We start from the raw sequence: 24540 nt of genomic DNA on the forward strand, positions 1-24540 counted from the left end.
CCGGAGCGAGCGCTAAGGCCCTGGTCCGTTCGCGGTTCTTCTCCTACAGCCCCGTCACACCTTTCCACGCCGTCCGACACGGCGCTTTCCCTACTGCAGCCTAGTTGCCTAAATCCAGGACACACCCAGTTCGTCACCCTTTGGTGACGAACTAACCCGACCGAAGTTATCCGCGTAGCGGAGGGCGATACCGCCCCTTGGAAGTTATCCGCGTAGCGGAGGGCGATACCGCCCCTTGGAAGGGAGACGCTCTCTTCGCCGACCGACAGTGAAGGGCCATCGGCCCCCGGCTAGCGCCGGTACTCAAGGGAGGGGTGTGCTCTAGGATTCAAAAAGACAGCCTCTGGTGTTTTTGATTTTGTAAACTGTCTTTTTGAATCCGGTATAACAGCCGCTATCGCGTTTCCCACATTTACGCTACACACGATGCAGCGTAAATTACCCCACACGCCATAGCCTCCAAAGGATGCCGTGTGGGGTATTCGTGGTAACCGCTCTAGTGCTTGACCATGATGTGCCGGGCTACGGTGTAGTCCTCGAGCGCATACAGGCTCATGTCCTTGCCGTAGCCCGATTGCTTAAGCCCCCCATGGGGCATCTCGTTGACCAGCATGAAGTGGGTGTTGATCCAGGTGCAGCCGTACTGCAAACGGCTGGCAATACGCATGGCCTTACCCACATCCTGCGTCCAGACCGAGCTGGCCAGGCCGTAGTCGGAGTCGTTGGCCCAGGCGATGGCCTCCTCGGGGTCTGTGAAGCGGGTGACCGAGACCACCGGCCCAAACACCTCGCGCCGTACGATTTCGTCGGACTGCAAGGCCCCGGCCACCACCGTGGGCTCGTAGAAGAAGCCCCGGCCCTCCATGGGGTGGCCACCCGCGGTAACCTCGATGTGCTTTTGCATCTTGGCCCGCTCCACAAAGCTGGCTACCCGGGCCCGCTGCCGCTCGGTAATCAGGGGGCCCATCTCCACCCCATCGTCGGTTTGCGCCCCCACCCGAATGGACTTCACCGCATCGGATAGCTCGGCCACGAACTTGTCGTAGATTTTCTTACCCGCATACACGCGGCAGGCTGCGGTGCAGTCCTGGCCGGCGTTGTAGTAGCCAAAGATTTTGATGCCCTGTACGGCGGCCTCGAGGTCGGCGTCGTCCATCACGATGACCGGGGCCTTGCCGCCAAGCTCTAGATGGGTGCGCTTGAGGCTTTGCGAAGCGGCCTCGAGCACCCGCTTGCCGGTGGCCACATCGCCGGTCAGGGAAATCATCCGCACCCCAGGCTGGTGAATCAGCGTGGAGCCCACCGTCTCCCCCACCCCGGTCACCACATTCACCACGCCCGGCGGGAAAATTTCGGCCAGCAGTTCGGCCAGCTTGAGGGTGGTCAGGGGGGTCTGCTCACTGGGCTTGAGCACCACCGTATTGCCGGCTGCCAGCGCCGGGGCCAGCTTCCAGGCTGCCATCATCAAGGGGTAGTTCCAGGGGGCAATGCTGGCCACCACCCCCACCGGGTCGCGGCGAATCATGCTGGTGTGCCCGGCCAGGTACTCCCCGGCCAAGGCCCCAGTCATCGAGCGCACCGCCCCGGCAAAAAAACGAAAGCAGTCCGAAATAGCCGGGATCTCGTCGTTCAGCGCGGCCAGATAGGGTTTCCCACAGTTGAGCGATTCCAACCGGGCAAACGCCTCGGCGTGCTCGTCGATCTTGTCAGCCAGCTTGAGCAGCATCAGCGAACGGTCTTTGGGGGTGGTCTGTGACCAGGAATCAAAGGCTTTTTCCGCAGCTGCCACGGCCTGTTTGACCTGTTCCGCCGAGGCCTCGGGTAGCTTCAGGAGTACCTCGCCCGTAGCCGGGTTAAGGATGTCCAGAGGGGTGCTCTCCCCGGCGACAAATTCCCCACCAATCAACATCTTGCTCTCTCTTATAAGGGTTTTGGCCATATTATTTCCTCACTTTCGTCATGTTGTGGGTTGTTTAGTCCTCTGCTTTGCGGCTTATGCTGTTAGCCCGTCTTACCTCCCCCGTGCAGGTCGTCGGTGTTGCGGGTAAGCCACTGGGCCAGCACAATCGGCAAAAAGGTAACGAGCATCACGAAAACCGCCACCACGTTGGTGATGGGGCGTTCGCGGGGGCGGAATAGCTCGTTTAAGAACCAGATGGGCAGGGTCTTCTGGTCGGCGGCGGTAAAGGTAGTCACAATTACCTCGTCGAACGAGAGGGCAAACGACAACATGCCACCCGCCAACAACGCCGTGGCGAGGCTGGGTAGCACCACATGGCGCCAGGTGGCAAACCAGTCTGCGCCCAGATCCATGGAGGCTTCCATCTGGGAGTAGCCCATGCGGCGGAAGCGGGCGACCACGTTGTTGTACACCGTAACAATACAAAAGGTGGCGTGGCCGATAACAATCGTCCAGAAGCTCGGCTCGAGGGCCAGCCGCTTGAAGGTAGTAAGGAGGGCAATGCCGGTCAGGATGCCCGGCAGGGCGATGGGCAAAATTAGCAGCACGGTGAGAAAGTCCTTGCCCAAAAACTGAAAGCGGTACATGGCCGCTGCCACCATAGTCCCCAGCACTAAGGCGATGGCCGTGGCCATGGCGGCTACCTGCAACGACAGCCACAACGCAGCCCACATATCAGTCCGCTGCATGGCCTCGCCAAACCAGCGCAGGGTCAGGCCCGGGGGTGGAAACTGGTAGGTGCGATCTTCGGTGGTCAGGGCATACAAAACGATGATGGCAATGGGGAAGTGCAAAAAAAGCATCCCCAGGTAGAACGCTAAGCGCAGGCCCAGCGAAGGCTTACCCGGCATACCTTTCCCTCCCATGCCACAGATTGCAAGTTGCAAGATGCCAGTATGGAGACGTGCTCCTGGCCCAAAGACCTGCGACCCAAGACCCAAGACCCTCACAGCGCATTAAAAGCCCCCAGTCGCCGCACGATGAGCAGGTAAATAGCGATGATGACCACCGGCACCACCGAGAAAGCCGCCGCCAGGGGCAGGTTGCCTGCTGTGCCTTGTTGCACATAGACCATCTGCCCGATAAAAAAGCCCGGCTGCCCCACCACCTGAGGGATGATGTAATCGCCCAGGGTCAGGGAAAAAGTAAAGATCGAACCTGCCGCTACACCGGGAATGGCCAGCGGCCAGATCACCTTGCGAAAGGTCTGCGCGGGCCTGGCCCCCAGGTCGGACGAGGCCTGGATGAGCGATTTGGGGACGCGCTCCAGCGCCGCGATGATGGGCAAAATCATGTAAGGCAGCCAGATGTAGGTAAAAACCAAAAACATGCCCAGGTAGCTGTTGGATAGGCTAGGGCCACCTATCACCGGCAGGCTCAGGATGCCCTGCAAAAGCCAGCCCAGCCCCAGCAGGTTGAAAAACCAGCTCACCACCCCTTCGCCCGCCAAAATTAAGCGCCAGGCATACACCTTGATCAGGTAGCTCGACCACAACGGCAACAGCACCATCAGATACCAGAAGGTCTTGGCATTGCCCTGGGTGTAAAAGGCGATGTAATAGGCAACCGGGAAGCCAATGGCGATGCAGGCCAGCGTGACCGCCAGGGCCATCAGGGTGGTGCGCAGCACGATATCCACATTGGCCGGAGAGCTAAAAAGCTGCCGAAAAGCCGAGAGCGAGAAGCGATACTCCACCTGACCGGTAAAGTCGTTGAGGGAGTAAAAGCTGTAGAGCATCAGGTTGAAGAGCGAGCCCAGGTAGATGACACCCAGCCACAGCACGGGCGGTATCAGCAGCAGCAGTAGCAGCAGGAGCGGCCGCAAATACAGCACATCGGAAAGGCGTCGGCGCAGGGTCATGGGGCCTCCTGCAAGGCTCGCAGCGAACCGCTTTCCCAGCGCAGGGTGACAGGGCTACCAATCTGCAGACCCTGCTCTTCCGAGGATGTCAGCACCGTCAGGCGCTCGCTGCCTACTTGAACCTCGTAGCGGGTCTGGGCCCCCAGGTAGTGGATGTCCAGCAGGGTACCGCAGAGGCAGTTGGCTCCGCTGTGGCTACCCACCACGATGGAGATGCGCTCCGGGCGCAAGGCATACTTGCCTTCCCGAAGACCCAACAAGCGGCCCTCGAGCACATTAGCACTACCCACAAAGCGGGCTACGAACTCGGTTTTAGGGTATTCGTAAAGGGCTTTGGGGGTGTCGAGCTGCTCGATTTTTCCGTGGTTGAACACCGCCACCCGGTCCGACATGGAAAGGGCCTCGCCCTGGTCGTGGGTAACGTAGATGAAGGTGATACCGAGCTGGCGCTGCAGGGCCTTCAGCTCTATTTGCATTTCCTCGCGCAGCTTCAAGTCCAGCGCTCCCAAAGGCTCGTCCAGCAACAACAGCTTGGGCCGGTTGATGAGCGCTCGAGCCAGGGCCACACGCTGTCGCTGGCCCCCCGAGAGTTGCCCAGGCCGCCGATCCCCTAACCCTGCCAGCTTGACCAGTTCTAGCATCTCCTCGGCCCGCCGGTGGCGCTCAGACCGGGGCACCCCCCGCACCATGAGCGCATACGCTACGTTGTCGCGCACGTTCATGTGGGGGAAGAGCGCGTAGTCCTGAAATACGGTGTTCACGTCGCGGGCATAGGGCGGCAGCCGGGAGGCATCCTGCCCGAACAGCACAATCTGCCCCGAGGTAGGCTGCTCGAACCCACCGATGAGGCGCAGACAGGTGGTCTTACCCGAGCCCGATGGCCCTAGCATGGAGAAGAATTCACCCGGAAAGATTTCCAGGTCTACTCCATCCACGGCTTTTACCGCACCGAAGTAACACGACACCCCGCGCAGGACCACGGCCGCCTGAGTTGATTGGTTTTGGGGTTCTTGCAGCATTTGTACCATCGTAGTGTGGCCTCGGGTTGAGGTTGGGGCAGGCTTTCCTGGGCCCCAACCCTACCCTGTTTGAGGCCTGTGGTGGCCTCTGCTCAGACCGCCTTCAAAAGGTAGTCCTCCTGTAAACCCAGAAGCCATCTTTTGGCATCCCGGCCTGCATCTTTCCCTGAGGGTCTCACCGACCGCTACGCGGTTAATGAGCAGTCTGGATTTCTTTACGAATCCTCAGCGGCCCCCCTGAATGGCGATATAGTCGCTTACCCAGCGGCTATAGGGCACACACTGGTTGTTCTGGGTACGGCACTGGACAGTCGGAGTGCGCCAGAAGAATATCTTGTCGAAGTCGTTGAAGCCCTGGTTCTTGCAGCCATCGGCAGGCAGCAAGGAGCCGGGGGTGTTGCAGGCTGCCGGCACCACGGGGTTGGAGCCGAACCAGCCCGCAATGTCGGCCTGCACCTTGTTGGTAAGCTGCCAGTTGAGCCAGCGGTAAGCGCAGTTGGAGTTTTTGGAGTTGGCCGCCAGCATGGTGGTATCGGCCCAGCCGGTAGCCCCTTCTTTGGGCACCACCCAGTCAATGGGGCGCTTATTGGCCTTGAGGGTGTTGACCTGGAAGATCCAGGTGGTCGAGGCCACCACACCTTCATTGGTGAAGTCCTGCACCTGGGCGTTGGCATCGTTCCAGTAGCGCTGGAGCAGCGTGCGTTGCTGGCGCAACAGCTTGAGCACCTCCTGGTACTGCCGCTCGTTGAGCTCGTAGGGGTCTTTAATGCCGAGTTCGGGCCGGGTACGCATCAGGTACAGCGCTGCATCGGCCACGTAGATGGGGCCGTAGTAGGCCTGGACGCGACCCTTGTTGCTTTTCCCGTCGGGGAGCGTCATCTCCTCGAAAACCACCTTCCAGCTATCCGGGGGGGTCTTGAAGACGTTGGTGTTGTAGGCCAGCACATTCACGCCAAACTGGTAGGGCACCCCGTAGCGCACCCCATTGACCACATACCAGGGTGCATTGAGCAGGCGACGGTCGATGTTGCGGGTGTTGGGAATCAGATTCCAGTTGATGGGCGCTACCACATTGCCAGCAATCAGGCGCTGGGTGGCATCGCCCGAGGCGGTGACCAGGTCGTAGCCGCCCTGGTTCATCAGGCGCACCGCTTCGTCCGAGCTGCCAAAGACCTTGACCGTCACCTTGCAGCCGGTTTCTTTTTCGAAGCCCGTAACCCAGTCGGCGCTCTTGTCGGTGGAGCCGTTTTCCACGTAGCCCGGCCAGGCCAGGATGTTAAGCTGGCCCTCGTTGGGCCCCAGGGACTGCTTAGCCCGGCTGGCCGGAAGCTGTGCTAGCGCCAAACCCGTCAGCATTGCCAGACAAATCACTGCCATGAACCATCGTGTGCGCATGCTCCCTCCTTAAATACGACAGCCCGGGGCCTGGCCACATTCACGCAGACGTCTCGAGCTGTCGAACTGCCCCCTACAATAGCGGGCCCGATTTGCTTTCAACAAGCAACCTGGGGTAATAGGAGATATCGGTAAAAGAAATGGCTATTGGGCGTTCGTACCTCGCATGGTGTTACTCGGAGACATTAGGGAGCTCGGCGTAGCTCATGCCGTAGACCTGCACCCGGCTGTGCTCCCCTACCACCACCAAGAACTGCCGGGCGGCCTCGCTCAGCACACTCCCCCGGCGCCAGGCCACGCCTATCTCTAAGCGTGGCAAATCCTCGAGCAAGGGCCGAGATTCCAGCCGGTCGCCCTCCAGGCTCCAGGGCCTGTACATCAGGTTGGGCAAAACCGCTACGCCAATACCCACCGCTACCAGGCTGCGCATGGCCTCAATGGAATCGGTGCGCACAGCCACTTGGGGAAAGCCGCTTAGGCGGTAGATTTGCTGGGTTACTTCCTCGAGCTCATCATTCTTCAGGTACAAAAAGCGTTCCTCGCGCAACTCCCCCAACGGCACCGCCTCCCGCTGCACCAGGGGGTGGTTGGTGGGCAGCCAGACCCGCCAGGGAGCCCGCAGCAGGGTGCGGGTCTCGAGGGCCTGCTTATCCACCACCGAAACATTCATCACCGCCACGTCCAGTTCGCCGTTAATCAGCAGGTGCTCGATGTACCCCCGCCGGTCTTCCACCACGGCTACCTGAATACCCGGAAACACCCGCTCGAAGCGGTCGAGCAAATAGGGCAGGTAGTAGGCCGTCACCAGGCTGGTTACGCCCAGATTAAGCTGGCCGGTGGTGGCGTCGGGGCGTTCGCGGATGGCCTGCTCGGCGTTGCGCAGTGCAGCCAGCACTTCGTGGGCATGGCGCAAAAACTGATGCCCGGCATGGGTCAGCATCATGCCCCTGGCGTGCCGGGTAAAAAGCTCGGCTCCCAGGGTGTCTTCTAGCTTCTTGATGGCCTCCGTGACCACCGACTGGGTTACGTTCAGGGAGGTCAGGGCTTTGGAAATCGAGCCCGACTCGGCCACGGCTATAAAGTAGACCAGTTGTTTGAGCGAGATTTGCACCGCAGGCTCCTATCGGCAAAATCGATGATTTAGATGATTCAAGTGTAACTGCTCGAGCGACCCCTCACCAGCTCTTTTGCAGCACTAATCTTGTGGTTGCAAACTAAATTTATGCCTTTGCTCAAACAGGTGAGCTGTTCAGGCTTATTCCTGGTGCTTTTGCTGGGGGGCGAAGTCCTTGCACAAACCAGCAAGAGCGAGCCCGACGTGCAACCCGGAAGAGTGTGTAACCCATCGAGCTGGAGCCGCCCCGAACCCCGCACCGAAGCCGAACGGAAGGAGCGCGAACGCTGGACAGCTTACTGGGAAAGGCTACAAAGTTACCTGATACAGCTTCCCAAGGATCCCGATACCCTGCTAGCGATGCCTGTTTATGGCGCACGGGTTCGGCAGGTGGCCAACACCTTTGGCACGACCCGCAGCGGCTGGCGTACCCACGAAGGTCAGGACATCTTCGCCCCCAAAGGAACCCCCGTTTACTCGGCCACCAGCGGATTCGTTTGGCGCATTGGAGAGGGGCAACTAGGCGGCCTCTACGTGTTTGTAGTAGGGCCGGGGGGGCGGCGCTACTACTACGCCCACCTCGAGCGCTACGCACCGGGCCTCAAGGAGGGCCAGAAAGTCACGACCCGCACCCTGCTCGGCTATGTGGGCAATACCGGCAATGCCCGTACCACCCCACCCCACCTGCACTTTGGGGTGTATTCGGGCAGGCGGCGCACCTGCGACTACCGGGTTATTGATCCCCTGCCGCTGCTGGTAGACCGAGACTGGCAGCGCTTTACCCTGAACCCGGCCCGAGGCCGCTAACGGCTTCATGACAGATCCCCTCGACCGTGTAATCTGAGCCTTCGGCGCTGGGCTTTCGGCACCTTGTTGAACGGTGATTATCGCGCTCTTCGCAGACGTGGTCGCCTCTCCTGCTGACCACTGTTTAGCTCAGGGCAAAAGATTCTTATACCAGACTCAAAAAGACAGTTCACAAAACCAAAAAAACCCAGGTTGTCTTTTTGAATCCTGGAGCACACCCTCCCGAACGGTCGGCGAAAAAAGCGTCTCGCTTTCCAAGGGGCGGTATCGCCCTCCGCTACGCGGATAACTTCCAAGGGGCGGTATCGCCCTCCGCTACGCGGATAACTTCCAAGGGGCGGTATCGCCCTCCGCTACGCGGATAACTTCGGTCGGGTTGGTTCGCAACCGTTCGGTAACGAACCAACCGAATCTGGCATGCGTCCCGGATGGCTCGATTTTTGTTAAGAGTGCTCTGATTCAAACAAACCTGTCTAGCAACGCCTCAAATTGCAAGGTTACCCCTACCCGCAGTCTGGCAGCGCAGGAGTATGCTGGGGGTTGCTATGGTCAAAGACTTCGATTTTCCCAGCAGCGCCTATGTAGGCGGCAAATGGCACCAAACCCCCAGAACTTTTGCGGTTAAGAGCCCCTACAGCGGTGAACTGCTGGCCCAGGTAGCCGACTGTGGCGAAGCCGAAGCCCGAATGGCCGCCGATGCTGCGGTAGCCGCCTTCAAGGAGTGGAAAAAGCTCACCGGTTTCGAGCGTGGCAAAATCCTGCGCAAATGGAACGACCTGCTCATTGCCCACCAGGAGGAGCTCGGGCGCCTGACCGCTTTGGAAATGGGGAAACCCATCACCGAGGCCAAGGGAGAAGTCCTGTATGCGGCCAGCTTTGTGGAATGGTGCGCCGAAGAAGCCACCAGGGTGAACGGAGAGCTCATTCACTCGCGTTTCCCGAACAAACGCCAGATGGCCGTCTACGAGCCGGTAGGGCCGGTGTACGCCGTGACCCCCTGGAACTTCCCCACCAGCATGATTACCCGCAAGGCCGCCCCTGCGCTGGCCGCGGGCTGCACCATCATCGTCAAGCCCGCCGAGCAAACCCCATTGTGCGCCCTCTATCTGGCCAAGCTCTGGGAGGAAGCCGGGGGCCCTGCCGGCACCCTGCAGGTGCTGCCCGCCTCCGACCCGGTTCCGGTGTCCAGGGTCTTGATGGAGGACATGCGCATCCGCAAGATTACCTTTACCGGCTCCACGCCTGTGGGCAAGATTCTCTACCGCCAGGGCGCCGACACCCTCAAGCGGGTCTCGCTCGAGCTCGGCGGCAACGCACCGTTCATCATCTTTGAGGATGCCGACATCGAAAAAGCTGTGCAGTTTACCCTGCTCTCCAAGTACCGCAACGCCGGACAGACCTGCGTAACCACCAACCGCATCTATGTGCACAAGAAGCTCGAGGCCGACTACGCCGGAGCGTTGGCCGAGGCGGTGAGCCAGCTCAAGGTGGGCGACCCCCTGGATACCAGCACCAACGTGGGGCCCCTGGTGGAGCAACAGGGTCTGGACAAAGTGGTCTCGCACGTGGAGGATGCTCTCTCTAAAGGCGCCAAGATAGCCGCCGGGGGCAAGCCCCTGGGTGGGCTTTTGTACGCCCCCACGGTGCTCACCGGTATCCAGCCAGGTATGAAAATTTTGGAGGAAGAAACCTTTGGGCCGGTTGCCCCCCTGATGCCCTTTGAGGACGAAGAACAGGCCATTGCCTGGGCCAACAATACCGACTACGGGCTGGCCGCCTACATCTGGACGAAGGATTTGAGCCGCGCCTTCCGGGTAGCCGAGGCCCTCGAGTACGGCATTGTGGGCGTTAACGACCCCGTCCCCAGCGCCATGGGCTCCAACCTGCCCTTTGGCGGCTATAAAAACTCGGGCCTGGGCCGCGAGGGGGGCCACTGGGGCATGGAGGAGTTCCTGGAGACCAAGCTCATCTCCTTTATGCTCCCATAAAAACCAAATCCTTAGCCACCCCTTTCACCCTTGATGGGTGGAAGGGGTTGGAGGATTGGGGTCAATAAGCCCAACCCGCACCGGTTTGCTTTCTGTATTCCGCAATACTTCGTCCCCCTCCCGCCCGCGCTACCCTGGCACCATGAAAGCCATCTGGAACGGTCGGGTCATCGCAGAGAGCAACGATACCGTGGTGGTCGAAGGCAACCATTACTTCCCTGCCGAATCGGTAAAACGGGAATTTTTGCGCGAGTCCTCTACCCACACCACCTGCCCCTGGAAGGGCGTGGCGAGTTACTACAGCCTCGAGGTCGATGGCCAGGTCAACAAGGATGCGGCCTGGTACTATCCCGAACCTAAAGAAGCCGCAAAGCAGATCCGCGGGCGCATCGCTTTCTGGAAGGGCGTAAGGGTAGAGCCCTAGCGAAAACACCTCTGCGCCGGTGCATGCCCAACGGAAGTAAAAAACAGCGCTTGGTTAGAATATGGGCATGGAACTCGTAGGTCTTCGTGGCGCTCCCCAAGAAACTCTTTCAGACCTCAAGGAAGCCCTGAAGGGCGTAGACATTCCCGAGGCCGCTGTTTTCTACATCACCGACTGGCAAGACCAGCGGGCCCAAGCCCGCTTTGCCGTATTTGTACGCCAGGGCCGGCACCGCATTTTGAGCCTGGACGCCTTCGGGCCCAGGTTTGGCCCCCAGGGCGATGCCGCACTTAAAGAGCTGACCCTCTGGCTGCTCGAGCGCGGCGTGACCGACTTTAAGGAAGCTGTAATTGCCCCTTCGGAGTACGGAGCGTTGTTTGAGCTCGAGGATGCAGAAGCCGAAAAGCTCATCCGGGCGGCAGCCAACCCCACCGATCCCATGCTTTACATCAAGCGCGAGTTTACCAGCCGCATGTAATGCTGGCCATCAAACGTTGAAACCAAACATCCGCATCTGACGCTTACCATCTTCAGTCATCTTGGCAGGCGTCCAGGGCGGGGTCCATACAAAGTCTACGTTGACCGCGTTTACACCCTCCAGGCGCATTACGGCAATTTCGGCGTCGGCCTTGACAATATCCTGCGCGGGACAACCAATGGAGGTCAGGGTCATGGTGATGTCCACCACGCCCCCTTCTTTGACTTCAGCGTCGTAAACCAGCCCCAAATCCACCACGTTAACAGGAATCTCCGGATCCCGCACAACCTTGAGGGCTTCCAAAACCTGCTCTTTGGTAGGCAGTGTCGTCTCGCTCATGATTTACATGGTACTTCAGGCCGGTTTTATACATCCTGTCCTGTGTTGCAAAAAAAGAGGAGCGACAACAAGCTCGCTCCTCCGGGAAGTCCACGCACTTCACATGAACCGCTTGCGGCGGCGGTAGCTCTTGACATCCTTGAAGCTCTTGCGCCCCCCCGACTTGGCCACCCCCAGATAAAACTCCTTGACGTCAGGGTTGGACTCGAGGTATTCCCTGGTGCCTTCCAGGGCAATCCGCCCGGACTCCATGATGTAGCCATAGTGGGCCACCGAGAGGGCCACCCGGGCATTCTGCTCCACCACCAGTACCGTCACGCCTTCCTCGGCGTTGATCTGGGCCACAATGTCGAAAATTTCCCGCACCAGTATCGGCGCCAGCCCCAGGCTGGGCTCGTCCAGCAGCAAGAGCCGGGGGTTGGCCAGCAGGGCCCGCCCTATGGCCAGCATCTGCTGTTCGCCCCCGGAGCAGTAGCCCGCCAGGCGGGTCTTGATCAGGGCCAGCTTGGGAAAGTAGTGGTAGATGCGCTCGAGGTCTTCTTTGACCTTGGCCCCGTCTCGCCGGGTGGCCGAACCGACCCGCAGATTTTCTTCCACCGTGAGGTGTTTGAAAACCCGCCGTCCCTCCGGCACCTGCACGATACCTTTGAGCACAATCTGCTCGGGCGGTTTGTTGGCGATATTTTCGCCTCGGTACAGGATGGAACCCGAGACGACCTTGCCATCCTCGGGCACCAGCAACCCCGAGATGGCCCGCAAGGTGGTGGTCTTTCCGGCTCCATTGGGGCCAAGCAGCGCAGTCACCTGGCCCTCCGGTACCTTCAGCGACACCCCCCGCAACACCTGGATGATGTCCTTATACACCACCTCTATGTTGTTGACTTCCAACAGAATGGGGCCCAGGTCTTCAGGATGCATATCACCTCGCTGCGAGCTAGTGGCAAATAGCCGATAGCTAAGTGGTCTGGTAAGTTTTATGTCATTCCGAACATAGCACAGCGAGGTGAAGAATCTGATGCGCTTCAGTCCACTGCATTCACTACCCCTGAGCAGTACCAGATTCCTCGTCGCACTACGTACACTTGGGAATGACGGTTAGAGAAGTAGGGTTCGTTTGAAGTATCCCGATGAGCTTGTTACCAGACCACTAAGGGCAAAAATCCCTTCACAATGTGCTATCGGCTTTGGGCCATGAGCCCTCTGTTACGGATTCCGCACCTGGCGGAACAGCGCGGAGGTAAAGGGATCGGTTACTGGAACAAACTTGCCTCCCTTGGCTTCCAGCACCCGCAGGCCCTCGGCCCCGGTCTGTTCGGTACGGGTAAAGTCAATCTCGATGCCGGCCTTGGTGGAAACTGCGAATCCGGGCTTGAAGGCGTTGGGCCCGTTCATCCCAATCAGAGCCTGATAAACAGTCTCGTTGTCAATACGTCCACTGAAGCGCTGCGCGGCCCGCTTCATAGTCTCCACCGCGATGGCCGCCGCCAGCATACCGGCGGTGTAGTTGGTGGAGTTGAGGATGTCGGCGCTGCGGTTGTACTTGGCAGCCAGTTGTTTTTGCAAATTGATGCCGGGGGCGTTCTCGTCCAGGGTATAGTAGCTGCTCGCCCACAAGAAGCCTTCAGCAGCATCGCCCGCCAGGCGAATTAGGTCGGCACCACCGGTGTACACCGCCCCCATCTGCTTAATCTTTTTATCCAGGCCCAGGCGCTTGGCATCCTTTAGAATGTTGGCTACCGGCCCGGCCACGTTCTGGTGGATGATGTACTGCACACCTGCTGCATCCAACGCCCGCAGTAGAGCAGTGTTATCCAGGTTGCCACCACCCACTTCCCGCACATCCACAATGCTCTGGCCGAGCCGCTGGGCAGCCCGACGGGCATGATCCACCACCGCCCGCCCGAAGGGGCTGGGGTTCACCACCAGGGCAATCTTGGCGTTCTTGTTGATGCGGTTGATGTATTCCATCAGCGCTACCACCTGCTCGGAGTAGCTGCTTACCGGCAGGAACATGTACTGATTGTTGGGCGGGTCAATTAGCCCGATGTGCGCCGAGGCCGGTATGGTCGGCATCTTGACCTCGTTAATCAGGGGCTTCAGTTGTAGCATGGCGCCGGTGGAGTAGCCCAGGTACATGGCCGGCTTGGCCCGATCCAGCGCTTCCTCAAAGATGCGCTGGGTGTTGGGGTTCTGGTACTGGTCGTCCCGCACGGTGCAGTTGAGGGTAACATTGGGAATCAGCTTCTGCTCGTTGGCATATTTGCAGTAATCCTCAATACCCGCCCCATACGGCCCCCCCACGTCCGAGGTAGGCCCGGTCACGGCCCCCGACCACAGCAAGTTAACCGTGCGTCCCTGGGCCATAACCAGTCCCAACATGGCCATCATCCCTAAAACAATCGCTCGCTTCATGACTCCTCCTGTTCCTCCCAACACTTCACTGTTTGATTGCAACGCGCATCACGCGATGTTGCCTGAGTTGCTGATAGCTGGTGGTAAATAGCCTAAAGCTTGGATGATCGGTTGGCTATCTGCTCTGTGCTATCGACCTAGTACTTAAACGGCCACGTTCGGAAATAACTTCGCAAGAGCCGCCACCAGTTGTATAGCCCCCTTGGCTCAAAGACCAGGAACAGCACAATTACCAGGCCAAAGGAAAGGGGCAACAAGGCCGAGGCCACGTCCACACCGGCTGGGGTAATACTCTGAACGAAGGGATTGGCCTTCATCCATTCCGACAGCCGCTCCATATAGAGCCGCAAAAACTCGATAAAAGCCGGGCCCAGCAGGCTCCCCACTACGGTTCCCAAACCGCCCACAATGGCCATGGCCAGAAGCGCCACCGAACGGGTCAGGGTAAACTCTTCCACCACCACGGCCCGCTGCATGTAGGCCAACAAACCCCCGGCGATACCGCCATAAAAAGCACCCAAGGCAAATGCGAAGAGTTTGGTACGACCCGGGTCCATGCCCATCGCATCGGCGGCGCGGTCGTTGTCACGGACGGCAATGAGGGCACGACCATATTTGCCCCGCAGCAGGTTACGCCAGGCGATTACCATCAGCACCAGCACAAACAGAATGACGTAGTACCAGAAGTAGTTGTGGTTGCGAAAGCCAATCTCGAGGCCCAGGAAGTTGCGCATCTCCACCGGAATCGCAGCCCCCTGGGCCAGCGCCGGACTGCGCCCCACCACCCAGACGAAAATCTCCTGAAACGCAAGGGTAGCCAGGGCCAGGTAAAGGTGCTTGACCCGGAGGCTGGGAATCCCCACCATAAACCCGAGAATGGCTGCCGTAAGGCCCCCCAGGGGAATGGTGAGCCAGAAGGGCAGGTTGGGCGCGCTCAGGGCCACGGTGTAGGCCCCCACCCCCATAAAAGCCGCCTGCCCCACGCTGATCAGGCCAGCGTAGCCGGTGGTGATATTGAGCCCCAGCACCGCAATGGCATAAATCAGGATGAAATTGAGCACCAGCACCTGCGAGCGCTCTAAAAACATCGGCAGGATGCACAGGGCCAAAAGCAGCAATACCACCGAGACAATCTCGCGGTAGTTGGCAAAGATAGTGGTGTCTTGCACATAGGAGGTGCGGTAGTTGCCGGTCTGGGCCCAGGGGTTACGCATAGGTGACTCCGGTAGGCTGAAAGCTGAAGGCTAAGGGCTCGAGACCGCTAAGGTTTTTGGCCTTTAGCTTTTGACCTTTGGCTACTGGCTTTCTCATACCCGCTCGATCTCCTCCGTACCAAACAACCCATGCGGCTTGAACCACAGCATGACCAGGAGCACAACAAAAGGCATCACATACTGCGAACCCCCTCCCACCAGCCCAATCTGACTGAAGAGCCCATCTAAGTAGGCCGTGGACAAAGATTGCAGGATGCCGATGATAATCCCCCCCACCACCGCCCCTGGCACAGAGTCCAGCCCCCCCAGAATCACCGCCGGGAAGACCGCCAGCCCGATGGCTATTAGACCGTCCTGGTTCAAGCCCGAGACCGCCCCCACCACAATGCCTGCAGCAGCCGCGGTCAGGCCCGCTACCGCCCAGGCCAGGGCAAACACCCGCTGTACCGAGACCCCTACGCTCATGGAGGCCATCTGGTCATCGGCCACCGCACGCATCGAAACCCCCAGCACCGAGCGCTGGAAAAACCAGCCAAACAGCACCAGGAAAAGGGCAGTAAAGCCAATGGCCAAAAGCTGCGGGTACGAAATGCTGATGCCCCCCAGGTTAAGGCCGCCCTGCGGCAAAAACTGCGGAAAGGTAAAGTTGCCTGAGCCGAACGGAGTCAGGTACATCAGCCCGTCCAGCACGCTGGCCAGCCCGATGGTCACCATGATTACCGAGATAATCGGCTGCCCCACCATTCTGCGCAAGAAAACCCGTTCTACCAGAAAGCCCAACCCGGCTGTGAGCAACATGGCCAGCAGGGCCGCCAGCAAAACCGGCAGCTTGGCCCATACCGCCAGCGCATAGGCCAGAAAAGCCCCGATGGCGATGAACTGCCCATTGGAAAAATTGATCACCCGGCTGGATTTATAAACCAGCACAAACCCCAGGGCCGCCAGGGCATAGATACAGCCCACCGCAATCCCGGAGATGAGGTTCTGCACAAAGTCAATCACGGCCCCTCCTACGCGCCAATCAGTTCTTTGCTGCTGTCGGCTTCCAACACACTCACCTCGGTAGATACCTTTTGCACCGTACCATCCTGGTATTTGAACTCGGTATCTACCTGCACCTTGCTGGTTTGGCTATACAGCGCATCCACAAGAGGTTGGTAGCGCTGCACGATGAACTTGCGACGTACCTTACCGGTGCGGGTCAGCTCGTCATCATCGGCATCGAGCAGCTTGTACAAGAGCACGAAGCGCTTAATCCGCAGGTGCTCGGGCAGCCCATCATTGACGGCCCTGACCTCCCTGCGGATAAGTTCGGCCACCTGCGGTTTTTGCGAGAGGTCAATATAGGTGGTGTAGGCGATCCGGTTGTCCTCAGCCCACTTGCCCACGGTTTGCGGGTCTACATTGATGAAGGCCGTCAGGTAGGGTTTCTGATCGCCAAACACCACGGCTTCTTTGATATAGGGGCTGAACTTGAGTTTGTTCTCGATGAACTGGGGGCTGAACATCTGCTGGGTGCTGGTGTGCATCACATCCGAGACACGGTCAATGACCACCAGGTGCCCCTCGGGTGTCAGGTAGCCGGCGTCGCCCGTATGCAGCCAACCATCCGCGAAGGTCTCGGCGGTGGCCTCGGGGTTCTGCCAGTAGCCCGCTACCACTGCGTCCGAGCGACAAAGGATTTCGCCCCGTTCGCTAATTTTGACCTCGCCACCGGGAATCGGCACCCCCACCGTATCGGCCCGCACATCGCCGTCGCGGTGCACAAAGGCAATCCCGATAATCTCGGTCTGGCCGTAAATTTGCTTGAGGTTGACCCCAATGGCGTGATAGAAGCGGAAGACATCCGGCCCCAGCGCCGCCCCCCCGGTATAGGCCCGACGCAGCCGCAAAAAGCCAAGCTGGTCGCGCAGCGGCTTGAACATGATCTGGTCGGCGAACCAGTAGGCAAGCCGCAGACCCAACGGCATGGGCTTGCCATGCATGCGGTAGTCGGCAGCACGGTAACCGATTTTGAGCATCTGCTGGTAAACCCAGCGGTTGAAGGCATAGGTCTCGGAGATACGCACCCAAATTTGGCTCTGGGTACCCTCCCATACCCGGGGAGGGCTGAACATTACGTGGGGCCCGATTTCCTTCAGGTCGCTCATAGCGGTTTCCACCGACTCGGGCATGTTGACGGCAAACCCGCCCGCTAGCGCCATCCCCACCGACATCATCTGCTCGCCAATCCAGGCAAAGGGCAGGAAGGAAAGGTAGTCGTCGGTGGGCTCGAGGGGGTCTACCTCCTGCAAAGCCACCCCCATGTGCAGCAGGTTGCGGTGCATCAGCATGGCCGCCTTGGGTCTGCCGGTGGTGCCGGAAGTAAGGGAAAGATGACACACATCCTCGGGCTTACCCAAAGCAATGCGTTCCTCAACAGCTCTGGGGTGCTGTTTGAGATACGCCTCGCCCAGTTTCTCCACCGCCTCAAAGCCCATAATCCAGGGATCGTCGGCGTAGACCCGCATGCCTCTGGGGTCCTGGTAGATCACCTTACGCACGCTGGGAATTTCACTACGGATTTCCAGCAGCTTATCCACCTGCTCCTGGTCTTCGGCTACCACAAAGGCCGCTCCGGTGTAGGACAGCACGTAAGCAATCTCAGGTGGCAGCGAGGATTGATAGACCCCTACCGAGATACCCCCCAAGGACTGTGCTGCCAGTTCGGCGTAGAGCCACTCAGGAATGTTGTCGGCAATCACCGCCAGCCGTTCACCAGGCTGAAAGCCCAGCGAGAGCAACCCTGCAGCGAAATTGGTTACGTGCCGGTAGTAGTCGGCATAGGTAATCTCGTTCCAGATGCCAAAATCCTTCTTGCGGATAGCGACCCGCCCTGGTGTTTGTTCAGCGCGCATCCGCAAGACTTGCGGAAGGGTATATTTTTTGAGTTCGTAGCCGGAGGGCATCATGGGCAACCTCCCCAAACAGGCCACAGGTCACAGGTTGCAGGTTGCAGGTCGGAGGTACGTTTGCTTCCTGGACCGAAGACCTGAGACCGCCTAAGCCGCATGATCCACCCCCACATAGGCTTCCTGCACTCGAGGGTTCTGGCTGACCTCTTCGGGGAGGCCAGAGGCAATCACCTGACCGAAATCGAGCACATAGACCCGGTCAGAGATATCCATCACCACCCCCAGGTCGTGCTCGATGAGGATGATGGTAGTACCCCGCTCGGCCCGGATGTCCAGGATGAAGCGCACCATGTCTTCTTTTTCTTCCAGGGTCATGCCGGCCATGGGCTCATCGAGGAGCAGCAGCTTGGGCGAGAGGGCCAGCGCCCGGGCGACCTCGACCCGTTTGCGTACCCCGTAGGGCAGATCGCCAACCAGGGCTTTGCGGTAGGGCTCGAGTTCCATGAAGTCGATAATCTCCTCGCAGAAGCGGCGGTTCTCCACCCCCACCCGCATGGCCCGGCCATAGATCAGGATGTTGTCCAGCAGGTTGTAATGCCCAAAGGTATGGCGGGCCATCAAGAGGTTTTCCAGCACCGACATGCCGGTGAAAAGTTCGATGTTCTGGAAGGCCCGGGCAATGCCGTACTGGGTGACCTGGTGGGGGGAGGCGTGGGTCAGGTCGTGCCCCTCAAAGGTGATGCGGCCCGTACTGGGGTGATAGAAGCCCGATATGCAGTTCAGCAGGCTGGTTTTACCCGCCCCGTTGGGGCCAATCACCGCCACCAGCTCGCCCTGGGCGACCTCGAGGGAAACCCCACTGAGTGCATTCACGCCACCAAAGCTGAGCGTCACATTCTCTACCTTAAGCTGCACCGGCCCTCCTTAGCTATGGTCTGTCTCAAGCTTATCCGAAAAGCAATGTCGTTGCTTGCGTCAGTCCTGGATACTAACAAACGAGCGTTTGGTTGGGGCTGAGTATAACCAGGCACTCCCTGCATGTCAACGTTTTGTGGCGCCATTTGCAAAAAAACGTTATATTACGGTTATTGCGGAAAATTTCGTTTTTTGTCATGGAGGCTGGCCGTCTCTGGATCGGCTCGAGGGGCAGCGTTGTTTTTAAGGGCAGACCTCCGCGGATTTTCCATCGCCTACCATCTGCCTCCTGGCTTGCCCTTCCCACCGCTTTTTTTGTACGCCAACCGTACCCCGCTTCCCGCCTCCGCGCAGTTGTGCTACACTTTTAGGGTTGCCTGGCTCGACCCGGCAGAACTTTTGTCTGGCAAATCAGGGGGTCGCAACCCTGGCCAGCTTTGGAGGAAGCGATGAAACGCACTTGGCAACCCAACAAGCGCAAGCGGGCCAAAACCCACGGTTTCCGGGCCCGCATGAAGACCGCCGGAGGCCGCAAGGTGCTGGCTCGCCGCCGTGCCAAAGGCCGTGTAAAGCTAAGCGTCAGCAGCGAACCTCAACTGAGCCGTTAGGCCCAGGGCGTTCGCATAGCTCCCCGCTTCTGGGGAGTTTTTTTACCTCAAAAGAACCGGGGGAAGGGGTCAGGGGGCAGAAAACCAATCATTCTTCCCTTATTCCTGGCCTTATCCCTGGTCCCTCACCTGTTCCCATGCCGTTCTTTTCGCTCAAGGGAGAAAAAGCCTTCCAGCGCCTTCGGGGAGGGCGCGTAGGGCGTGGAAAGTACCTGACGGTGCGCTGGTTTCCGCTGCGCCCTACAGCTTTCAATCCGGTGCGGGTAGGCATTGTGGTGTCCAACAAAGTTTCCAAAAAAGCCACTGTACGCAACAAGATTCGCCGTCGCCTGCGGGAAATTCTAAGAAAAATGCATCTGCCGCCCTGCGAGATGGTGATCGTAGCTCAAGCCGAGGCAGTAACTGCGTCCTACTGGGACTTGCTCAAAGATTTAACCCATGCGCTAAAAAAGAGCGGGCTGGTACAATGACACAGGTTGGTTTGCCCTATTGTGGGAACCTGGAGCGTTGGTCTGAAATGTTGAATCAAATTCTGATGGGTAGCGTGCGTTTTTATCGGCGCTTTATTTCGCCTTTGAAGCCGCCCACCTGTCGCTTTTACCCTACCTGTAGCCATTATGCGCTGGAGGCCCTGGAGCGCCACGGGCCTTTTTGGGGTTTGTACCTGAGCACCAAGCGCATTCTGAAGTGCCACCCCCTGCACCCCGGCGGGCTGGATTACGTACCCCAAGAACGCCCCAGAGTCCGCTGGAACCCCCTGGACTCGCTGAAATAAAAGGAGCTACTGGATGAAACGCTGGTTCTGGACAAGTTTGGCTTTGTTTGCCCTGGCCCCCGCTTTTGCCCTCACGCCCGAGTGGCGCGATGTGGACGTCAACAAAGATGGCAAGCCCGAAAAGGTGGCCGTCACCAACCTGGCCGACATCGCCTTTAACGAACAAGGGCAGCTTGCAGGCTGGTACATCAAGACCGTGCGCGCTACCGACTTCAAGGGCAACTACGACCGCGCCCCCAACCTGGTTCGGGCCGGCCAAACCTTGCCCGGAACCCTCGAGGGCTTCACCCCCAGCCAGCGTGAGTTTATCCGCCGTGAACAGGGCAACCCCGACGCCGACTTTATTGCCCGCTTCAGCGACGGTGAAACCACCCTTACCTATACCATTCACCCCCGCTTCCTGACGATAGACGTCGAGGTGCAAAGCTCCAGCCCCCGCAAGCTGGTCTGGACCGGTATTGGCGGCACCGATAGCCCCATCACCAAGTGGCTGGGCCAGGGCAATCAGGAGCCCATCAACGCAGGGCAGGGGCCCGCAGTGTACGCGGGCTGGCAAACCCAGAAAAGCGCAGGTTTTGCCATGTTCGTGCGCCCCCAGACCCCCACCCCCATCACCCTAACCCAGCTTAACGGGGCCGGTATTGCAGAGATTTCAGTTCCTGCAGGCGGATTTGGCCTCAAGGTCTACGGAGGCGCCAACGAGCTGGTACGGCTCAGTGTAGAAAACTTCTACGAGCTACCTGGGGTTTTCCAGCCCAATATCTGGGGTCAAATTTCCCTGGGGCTGCTTTGGTTGTTGGAAGAGGCCCATCGCCTTGCGGGGGGTAGCTGGATTCTAGCCATCCTGATCGTAACCCTCTTGATTCGCTTGCTGATGTGGCCCTTGATGCACCGGCAGTTCAAGAGCATGGCTGAGATGCAGAAAATCCAGCCTCTGATGAAGAAAATCCAGGAAAAATACAAGGACAACAAGGAGAAGCAGCAAGAGGAGATGATGAAGCTCTACCAGGAGCACAAAATTAACCCCCTGGGAGGCTGCTTTCCCTTGCTCTTGCAGATGCCAATCCTGTTCTTGATGTACAAAATTATGGTGGGCTACGAGTTTGGGCAAGGGTTTTTGTGGATCAGAGACCTTGCGTTGCCTGACCCCCTGTACATCCTGCCCATTTTGTACATTGTTGTGCTGCTGGCCTCGACCTGGCTCTCGGCAGCTGGTAACAAGGATGCCCTAAGGCAGGGTATTTTGATCAACCTGGTGTTTGCTTTCATTCTGTTCAGCTTTCCCGCCGGCGTAACCATCTATTGGTTGCTCTCGACGGTAATTAGCGTGGGGCAGCAATGGTTTATCAACAAACAACTGGGCCTGCCCATGTACCCAGCCAAAAGCTAGCTGTCCCATAAGCCAAGTACCGCTTAAGAAAGACTTTAACCCTACCCCTTGGCTCTTGCCCGGGCGCCAGAGGGGTGCTTTTTGCCCCTGCCTGGTAAGCTATAATCGGTCGATTACCTATGGATGACAAAAAGCGAGGACTTGATGATCTGTTATCCGACCTGGGGATCGGGGAGAATGAAACCGCCCCGGAGGTCGTGTTGAAGGAGGAAGAAGCAGCCCCCATCGTGACTTCGGCCACCCCGGAGCAAAACCCCAAAAGTGTATTGGAGCACTTCATGGTAGGGCTATTGCTGCGGCTTGACCCGGCTTACTCGGTGGACATTGTGCAGGAAGGGGAGCTTTTCCGGGTAGAAATTCTGGGCGGCGACTCCGGGCGGGTAATCGGGCGAGAGGGCAAAACCCTGCAAAGCCTCGAGTTCATTGCCAATGTGGCCATGGCCAAGCACTTTGGCTCGGCCTACCGGGTGGTGCTGGATGCCGCCGGCTATCGCCGCCGCAACGAGGAGCGTATCCGCCGCATGGCCTCCGATGCAGTGTTGCAGGTAGAGGTGAGCGGACAGCCCATCGAGTTGCCGCCCATGCGCCCCAGCGAACGGCGCCTGATTCACGTGATGCTTAAACAGCACCCCAAAGTGACCACCACCTCGGTAGGGGAAGGGGAAGAGCGCCATGTGGTGGTGCTGCCCCGGGATGGGAGCCAGCCCGCGGCAGCAGAAGAGGATGACTCAGGCGAGTAAAAGCTACCTGGAACTTTTGCGGGCGTTCCAGCAACGCCTCGAGGCCGCCCGAAAACCTGCTGCCGAGTCGCGCTGGATTTTGGGCCATGCTGCGGACCTGGACGACAAACAACTAGCCGCCCGGCTAATGCAGGCTGTTCCGCCGGATGTAGAACAGACCGCCTGGGCCATGCTGAATCTGCGCTTGACCGGCTACCCGCTACAACTCCTGCTGGGCCAGACCGAGTTTTATGGGCTAAGGCTACGGGTGGAGCGCGGGGTCTTGATCCCCCGGCCCGAGACCGAAGGGCTGGTGGAACAGGCCCTGGGGTGCCTGCCTGCAAAGGTAGAAGCCAGGGTGCTGGATGTGGGCACGGGCAGCGGGGCCATTGCCCTGGCCATCAAGGCCATGCGTCCCCAGGCCACGGTATGGGCCACGGACATCAATCCCAAGGCCCTCGAGCTGGCCGGGCAGAATGCCCTGGAACTGGGCCTCGAGGTCACCTTCCTGGAGGCCCCCTTTACCGCCGACCTGAGCGAGCTGGATCTGATTGTCTCCAACCCGCCCTACCTGCCCGACAGCTACCGCCCAGAGGCCCCGCCCGAACTGGCCTACGAAGACCCCAGCGCCCTCTATGCTGGCCTCGAGGGGCTCGATGTGGCCCGCGAGCTCTTGCCCCATGCCTGGAAGGCCCTCAAACCCGGTGGCTGGCTGTGGCTCGAGTTGGCCCCCGAGAACGCCTATACGCTGCTGGGGGAAGCCAGCGCGCAGGGCTGGCGCGGGGCCAGGGTACTGCGTGACCTGGCTCAACAACCCCGCTACCTGGCCTGCCAGAAGCCCTCCCACTCCCCTACTGAATCGGAAGATGAGGACGCCGACTTGTTGATCCCGGATAGCGAATAAGGCGGCGGAACCTGCATAAACCCGATAGAATCTGCCCTATGGACTTGCGTGCGTACCTGCAAACCGCCCTCGACGCAGCCTATCTGGCCAAAGGCATTCACCAGTACTACCAGGAAAAAGGCTTTACCCAAAGCACCAAATCCACCCCAACCGACGTGGTGACCCAGGCCGACCACGAGTCCGAAGCGGCCATACGCGAACTCGTCGCCTCGCGCCACCCCGAACACGTGGTGCTGGGCGAGGAGCAAGGCCAGGACAAGGAAGGGGCCTTTCGCTGGATTGTGGATCCCCTGGACGGCACCGTCAACTACGCCCATGGGTTTCCCTTTTATGCGGTGAGCATTGGCCTGGAAGCACACGGCGAGGTGGTGCTGGGGGTGATCCTCGACACTGCCCGCAATGAGCTTTTTACCGCAATCAAGGGCCAGGGCGCCTTTCTAAATGGCCGCCCCATCCACGTCTCGACAAGGGATACCCTGCTGGGCAGCCTCCTGGCTACTGGTTTTCCCTACGATGTGAGCAAAGATGCCGAAAACGTGACCTACTTCCAGCGTGCGCTGGCCAAGGGGCTCATGGTGCGCAGGCCCGGCGCAGCCGCCCTCGACCTGGCGTATGTGGCCGCGGGCCGGCTGGATGGTTTTTGGGAGGTAAAGCTCAACCCCTGGGACGTGGCCGCCGGCTGGCTGATCATCACCGAGGCTGGGGGTAAGGTTACGGACTTACAAGGCGAGGCCTATCGGCTGGGCAACCGCTACCTGGTGGCCTCAAACGGCCTGATTCACGATCGTCTGCTTCAGACCATCCTGGGAAAATGAGCGAAGCCTCGCCCCCTCCACCCAATCCAGCCGCGGACCCGGAGATCTTTTACCAGATTCAAAAAGACAGTTTACAATAACCCCATAGGTTGTCTTTTTGAATCCTAGAGCAGTTCGGTAATCAATCAACCGAATCTGGTATTTCTGGATAAAAGCAAGCGGGTCTGCCTGTAGCAGCCTGTGGGTTGCAGAGGCCCTGCCCATATTGTGGGCACAAGTACCCCCTGGGCGACTGCTCGGATTGAGCCTTTTCGGCTCGGCCCGGAATCAAAATATTGGCTAACCCATGCTGCTTACGACCTTGCGCCCGATATCTCGCCGGAAAAGAGCGTGCTCAAACTTGACTGCTGCCACCCCGGTATAGGCCCGCTCGAGCGCTTTCTTCAGATCCTCACCCAACCCCACCACGCTGAGCACCCGGCCCCCGTTGGTCAGCAGGCCCTGGGGGCCCCGGCGGGTTCCGGCCTGGAAGTAGAGCACCTGCTCGGGGGGCTGCAGGGGGAGGGATA

Annotated in this window: 25 protein-coding genes; 11 read left to right on the forward strand and 14 right to left on the reverse strand. The window is 59.3% G+C overall.

All coding sequences use genetic code 11. The features are described from left to right. Positions 1-496: 496 nt before the first annotated feature. From Mhypo_RS12390 to Mhypo_RS12415, 6 genes are all read right to left on the reverse strand, one after another. Entirely contained in the window at positions 497-1909 is a 1413-nt protein-coding gene (locus tag Mhypo_RS12390) for a gamma-aminobutyraldehyde dehydrogenase (RefSeq protein ID WP_240637242.1), read from the reverse strand. 92 nt (positions 1910-2001) lie between these two features. After that, positions 2002-2811 (reverse strand): ABC transporter permease, encoded by an 810-nt coding sequence (locus Mhypo_RS12395; RefSeq protein WP_119341606.1) that lies wholly within the window; start codon positions 2809-2811, stop codon positions 2002-2004. A gap of 95 nt (positions 2812-2906) precedes the next feature. Next, a complete protein-coding gene (locus Mhypo_RS12400) occupies positions 2907-3821 on the reverse strand; it encodes an ABC transporter permease (protein ID WP_119341607.1) in 915 nt (304 codons plus the stop codon). Next, positions 3818-4840, reverse strand: a complete 1023-nt coding sequence (locus Mhypo_RS12405; RefSeq protein ID WP_119341626.1) for an ABC transporter ATP-binding protein — start codon at positions 4838-4840, stop codon at positions 3818-3820. The genes Mhypo_RS12400 and Mhypo_RS12405 overlap by 4 nt, the downstream gene beginning before the upstream one ends. A gap of 225 nt (positions 4841-5065) precedes the next feature. Further along, a complete protein-coding gene (locus Mhypo_RS12410) occupies positions 5066-6235 on the reverse strand; it encodes an ABC transporter substrate-binding protein (RefSeq protein ID WP_119341608.1) in 1170 nt (389 codons plus the stop codon). 172 nt (positions 6236-6407) lie between these two features. Next, on the reverse strand, positions 6408-7346 hold the full coding sequence (locus Mhypo_RS12415; RefSeq protein ID WP_119341609.1) for a LysR family transcriptional regulator: 939 nt from the start codon (positions 7344-7346) through the stop codon (positions 6408-6410). A 111-nt stretch (positions 7347-7457) separates the two neighbouring features. Here Mhypo_RS12415 and Mhypo_RS12420 point away from each other — a divergent pair, with 111 nt between their 5' ends. The 4 genes from Mhypo_RS12420 to Mhypo_RS12435 all read left to right on the forward strand — a co-directional run bounded on the left by Mhypo_RS12420 (position 7458) and on the right by Mhypo_RS12435 (position 11046). Next, positions 7458-8156: a M23 family metallopeptidase gene (locus Mhypo_RS12420; protein ID WP_119341610.1), complete on the forward strand. Its 699-nt coding sequence runs from the start codon at positions 7458-7460 to the stop codon at positions 8154-8156. A 545-nt stretch (positions 8157-8701) separates the two neighbouring features. Then, positions 8702-10144 (forward strand): NAD-dependent succinate-semialdehyde dehydrogenase, encoded by a 1443-nt coding sequence (locus Mhypo_RS12425; protein ID WP_119341627.1) that lies wholly within the window; start codon positions 8702-8704, stop codon positions 10142-10144. Positions 10145-10286: 142 nt separating this feature from the next. Continuing rightward, a complete protein-coding gene (locus Mhypo_RS12430; protein ID WP_119341611.1) occupies positions 10287-10568 on the forward strand; it encodes a DUF427 domain-containing protein in 282 nt (93 codons plus the stop codon). A gap of 67 nt (positions 10569-10635) precedes the next feature. After that, positions 10636-11046, forward strand: coding sequence for a DUF3197 domain-containing protein (locus Mhypo_RS12435; RefSeq protein ID WP_119341612.1), 411 nt, complete (start codon positions 10636-10638; stop codon positions 11044-11046). Positions 11047-11055: 9 nt separating this feature from the next. On the opposite strand, the gene Mhypo_RS12440 is transcribed toward Mhypo_RS12435, so the two are convergent. From Mhypo_RS12440 to Mhypo_RS12470, 7 genes are all read right to left on the reverse strand, one after another. Then, the gene (locus tag Mhypo_RS12440) at positions 11056-11385 is read right to left on the reverse strand and encodes a metal-sulfur cluster assembly factor (RefSeq protein WP_119341613.1); all 330 of its coding nucleotides are present in this window, start codon (positions 11383-11385) and stop codon (positions 11056-11058) included. A 99-nt stretch (positions 11386-11484) separates the two neighbouring features. Next, on the reverse strand, positions 11485-12303 hold the full coding sequence (locus Mhypo_RS12445) for an ABC transporter ATP-binding protein (RefSeq protein WP_119341614.1): 819 nt from the start codon (positions 12301-12303) through the stop codon (positions 11485-11487). Positions 12304-12588: 285 nt separating this feature from the next. After that, complete coding sequence (locus Mhypo_RS12450) at positions 12589-13797, reverse strand: ABC transporter substrate-binding protein (protein ID WP_119341615.1); 1209 nt, start codon at positions 13795-13797, stop codon at positions 12589-12591. A 137-nt stretch (positions 13798-13934) separates the two neighbouring features. After that, the gene (locus tag Mhypo_RS12455) at positions 13935-15011 is read right to left on the reverse strand and encodes a branched-chain amino acid ABC transporter permease (RefSeq protein ID WP_119341616.1); all 1077 of its coding nucleotides are present in this window, start codon (positions 15009-15011) and stop codon (positions 13935-13937) included. Positions 15012-15104: 93 nt separating this feature from the next. Next, the gene (locus Mhypo_RS12460; RefSeq protein ID WP_119341617.1) at positions 15105-16013 is read right to left on the reverse strand and encodes a branched-chain amino acid ABC transporter permease; all 909 of its coding nucleotides are present in this window, start codon (positions 16011-16013) and stop codon (positions 15105-15107) included. An 8-nt stretch (positions 16014-16021) separates the two neighbouring features. Then, complete coding sequence (locus Mhypo_RS12465; protein ID WP_119341618.1) at positions 16022-17962, reverse strand: long-chain fatty acid--CoA ligase; 1941 nt, start codon at positions 17960-17962, stop codon at positions 16022-16024. A 90-nt stretch (positions 17963-18052) separates the two neighbouring features. After that, positions 18053-18820: an ABC transporter ATP-binding protein gene (locus Mhypo_RS12470; RefSeq protein WP_119341619.1), complete on the reverse strand. Its 768-nt coding sequence runs from the start codon at positions 18818-18820 to the stop codon at positions 18053-18055. 449 nt (positions 18821-19269) lie between these two features. On the opposite strand from Mhypo_RS12470, the gene rpmH reads away from it, so the two are divergent. The 7 genes from rpmH (at position 19270) to Mhypo_RS12505 (ending at position 24031) form a co-directional block, all read left to right on the forward strand. Next, on the forward strand, positions 19270-19428 hold the full coding sequence (rpmH, locus tag Mhypo_RS12475; protein ID WP_119341620.1) for a 50S ribosomal protein L34: 159 nt from the start codon (positions 19270-19272) through the stop codon (positions 19426-19428). 137 nt (positions 19429-19565) lie between these two features. Then, positions 19566-19898: a ribonuclease P protein component gene (gene rnpA, locus Mhypo_RS12480; RefSeq protein ID WP_119341621.1), complete on the forward strand. Its 333-nt coding sequence runs from the start codon at positions 19566-19568 to the stop codon at positions 19896-19898. 47 nt (positions 19899-19945) lie between these two features. Then, positions 19946-20203: a membrane protein insertion efficiency factor YidD gene (yidD, locus tag Mhypo_RS12485; RefSeq protein ID WP_186814635.1), complete on the forward strand. Its 258-nt coding sequence runs from the start codon at positions 19946-19948 to the stop codon at positions 20201-20203. Between the two features lie 13 nt (positions 20204-20216). Further along, complete coding sequence (locus tag Mhypo_RS12490; RefSeq protein WP_119341622.1) at positions 20217-21593, forward strand: YidC/Oxa1 family membrane protein insertase; 1377 nt, start codon at positions 20217-20219, stop codon at positions 21591-21593. Positions 21594-21712: 119 nt separating this feature from the next. Next, the gene (locus tag Mhypo_RS12495) at positions 21713-22333 is read left to right on the forward strand and encodes a Jag family protein (protein ID WP_119341623.1); all 621 of its coding nucleotides are present in this window, start codon (positions 21713-21715) and stop codon (positions 22331-22333) included. Continuing rightward, complete coding sequence (gene prmC / locus Mhypo_RS12500; RefSeq protein ID WP_119341624.1) at positions 22317-23216, forward strand: peptide chain release factor N(5)-glutamine methyltransferase; 900 nt, start codon at positions 22317-22319, stop codon at positions 23214-23216. Before Mhypo_RS12495 ends, prmC begins: the two co-directional genes overlap by 17 nt. 38 nt (positions 23217-23254) lie before the next feature. Next, a complete protein-coding gene (locus Mhypo_RS12505) occupies positions 23255-24031 on the forward strand; it encodes an inositol monophosphatase family protein (RefSeq protein ID WP_119341625.1) in 777 nt (258 codons plus the stop codon). A gap of 279 nt (positions 24032-24310) precedes the next feature. Here the strand turns inward: Mhypo_RS12505 and Mhypo_RS12510 are convergent. Continuing rightward, on the reverse strand, positions 24311-24540 hold a 230-nt coding region (locus tag Mhypo_RS12510; protein ID WP_276309753.1), incomplete at its 5' end, for a phosphoribosylglycinamide synthetase C domain-containing protein.

Origin of the sequence: Meiothermus hypogaeus, assembly GCF_003574035.1 — a bacterium.
In the GTDB taxonomy this organism is placed as follows: domain Bacteria; phylum Deinococcota; class Deinococci; order Deinococcales; family Thermaceae; genus Meiothermus; species Meiothermus hypogaeus.

Coding starts and splice junctions, on each gene's coding strand:
- Mhypo_RS12495 (WP_119341623.1), top strand. CDS start 21,713: ATGGATGACAAAAAGCGAGGACTTGATGATCTGTTATCCGACCTGGGG.
- Mhypo_RS12465 (WP_119341618.1), bottom strand. CDS start 17,962: ATGATGCCCTCCGGCTACGAACTCAAAAAATATACCCTTCCGCAAGTC.
- Mhypo_RS12435 (WP_119341612.1), top strand. CDS start 10,636: ATGGAACTCGTAGGTCTTCGTGGCGCTCCCCAAGAAACTCTTTCAGAC.
- Mhypo_RS12490 (WP_119341622.1), top strand. CDS start 20,217: ATGAAACGCTGGTTCTGGACAAGTTTGGCTTTGTTTGCCCTGGCCCCC.
- Mhypo_RS12405 (WP_119341626.1), bottom strand. CDS start 4,840: ATGCTGCAAGAACCCCAAAACCAATCAACTCAGGCGGCCGTGGTCCTG.
- Mhypo_RS12445 (WP_119341614.1), bottom strand. CDS start 12,303: ATGCATCCTGAAGACCTGGGCCCCATTCTGTTGGAAGTCAACAACATA.
- Mhypo_RS12455 (WP_119341616.1), bottom strand. CDS start 15,011: ATGCGTAACCCCTGGGCCCAGACCGGCAACTACCGCACCTCCTATGTG.
- Mhypo_RS12420 (WP_119341610.1), top strand. CDS start 7,458: ATGCCTTTGCTCAAACAGGTGAGCTGTTCAGGCTTATTCCTGGTGCTT.
- Mhypo_RS12425 (WP_119341627.1), top strand. CDS start 8,702: ATGGTCAAAGACTTCGATTTTCCCAGCAGCGCCTATGTAGGCGGCAAA.
- Mhypo_RS12395 (WP_119341606.1), bottom strand. CDS start 2,811: ATGCCGGGTAAGCCTTCGCTGGGCCTGCGCTTAGCGTTCTACCTGGGG.
- Mhypo_RS12505 (WP_119341625.1), top strand. CDS start 23,255: ATGGACTTGCGTGCGTACCTGCAAACCGCCCTCGACGCAGCCTATCTG.
- prmC (WP_119341624.1), top strand. CDS start 22,317: ATGACTCAGGCGAGTAAAAGCTACCTGGAACTTTTGCGGGCGTTCCAG.
- Mhypo_RS12440 (WP_119341613.1), bottom strand. CDS start 11,385: ATGAGCGAGACGACACTGCCTACCAAAGAGCAGGTTTTGGAAGCCCTC.
- Mhypo_RS12390 (WP_240637242.1), bottom strand. CDS start 1,909: ATGTTGATTGGTGGGGAATTTGTCGCCGGGGAGAGCACCCCTCTGGAC.
- Mhypo_RS12450 (WP_119341615.1), bottom strand. CDS start 13,797: ATGAAGCGAGCGATTGTTTTAGGGATGATGGCCATGTTGGGACTGGTT.
- rpmH (WP_119341620.1), top strand. CDS start 19,270: ATGAAACGCACTTGGCAACCCAACAAGCGCAAGCGGGCCAAAACCCAC.
- Mhypo_RS12430 (WP_119341611.1), top strand. CDS start 10,287: ATGAAAGCCATCTGGAACGGTCGGGTCATCGCAGAGAGCAACGATACC.
- Mhypo_RS12400 (WP_119341607.1), bottom strand. CDS start 3,821: ATGACCCTGCGCCGACGCCTTTCCGATGTGCTGTATTTGCGGCCGCTC.
- yidD (WP_186814635.1), top strand. CDS start 19,946: ATGTTGAATCAAATTCTGATGGGTAGCGTGCGTTTTTATCGGCGCTTT.
- Mhypo_RS12410 (WP_119341608.1), bottom strand. CDS start 6,235: ATGCGCACACGATGGTTCATGGCAGTGATTTGTCTGGCAATGCTGACG.
- rnpA (WP_119341621.1), top strand. CDS start 19,566: ATGCCGTTCTTTTCGCTCAAGGGAGAAAAAGCCTTCCAGCGCCTTCGG.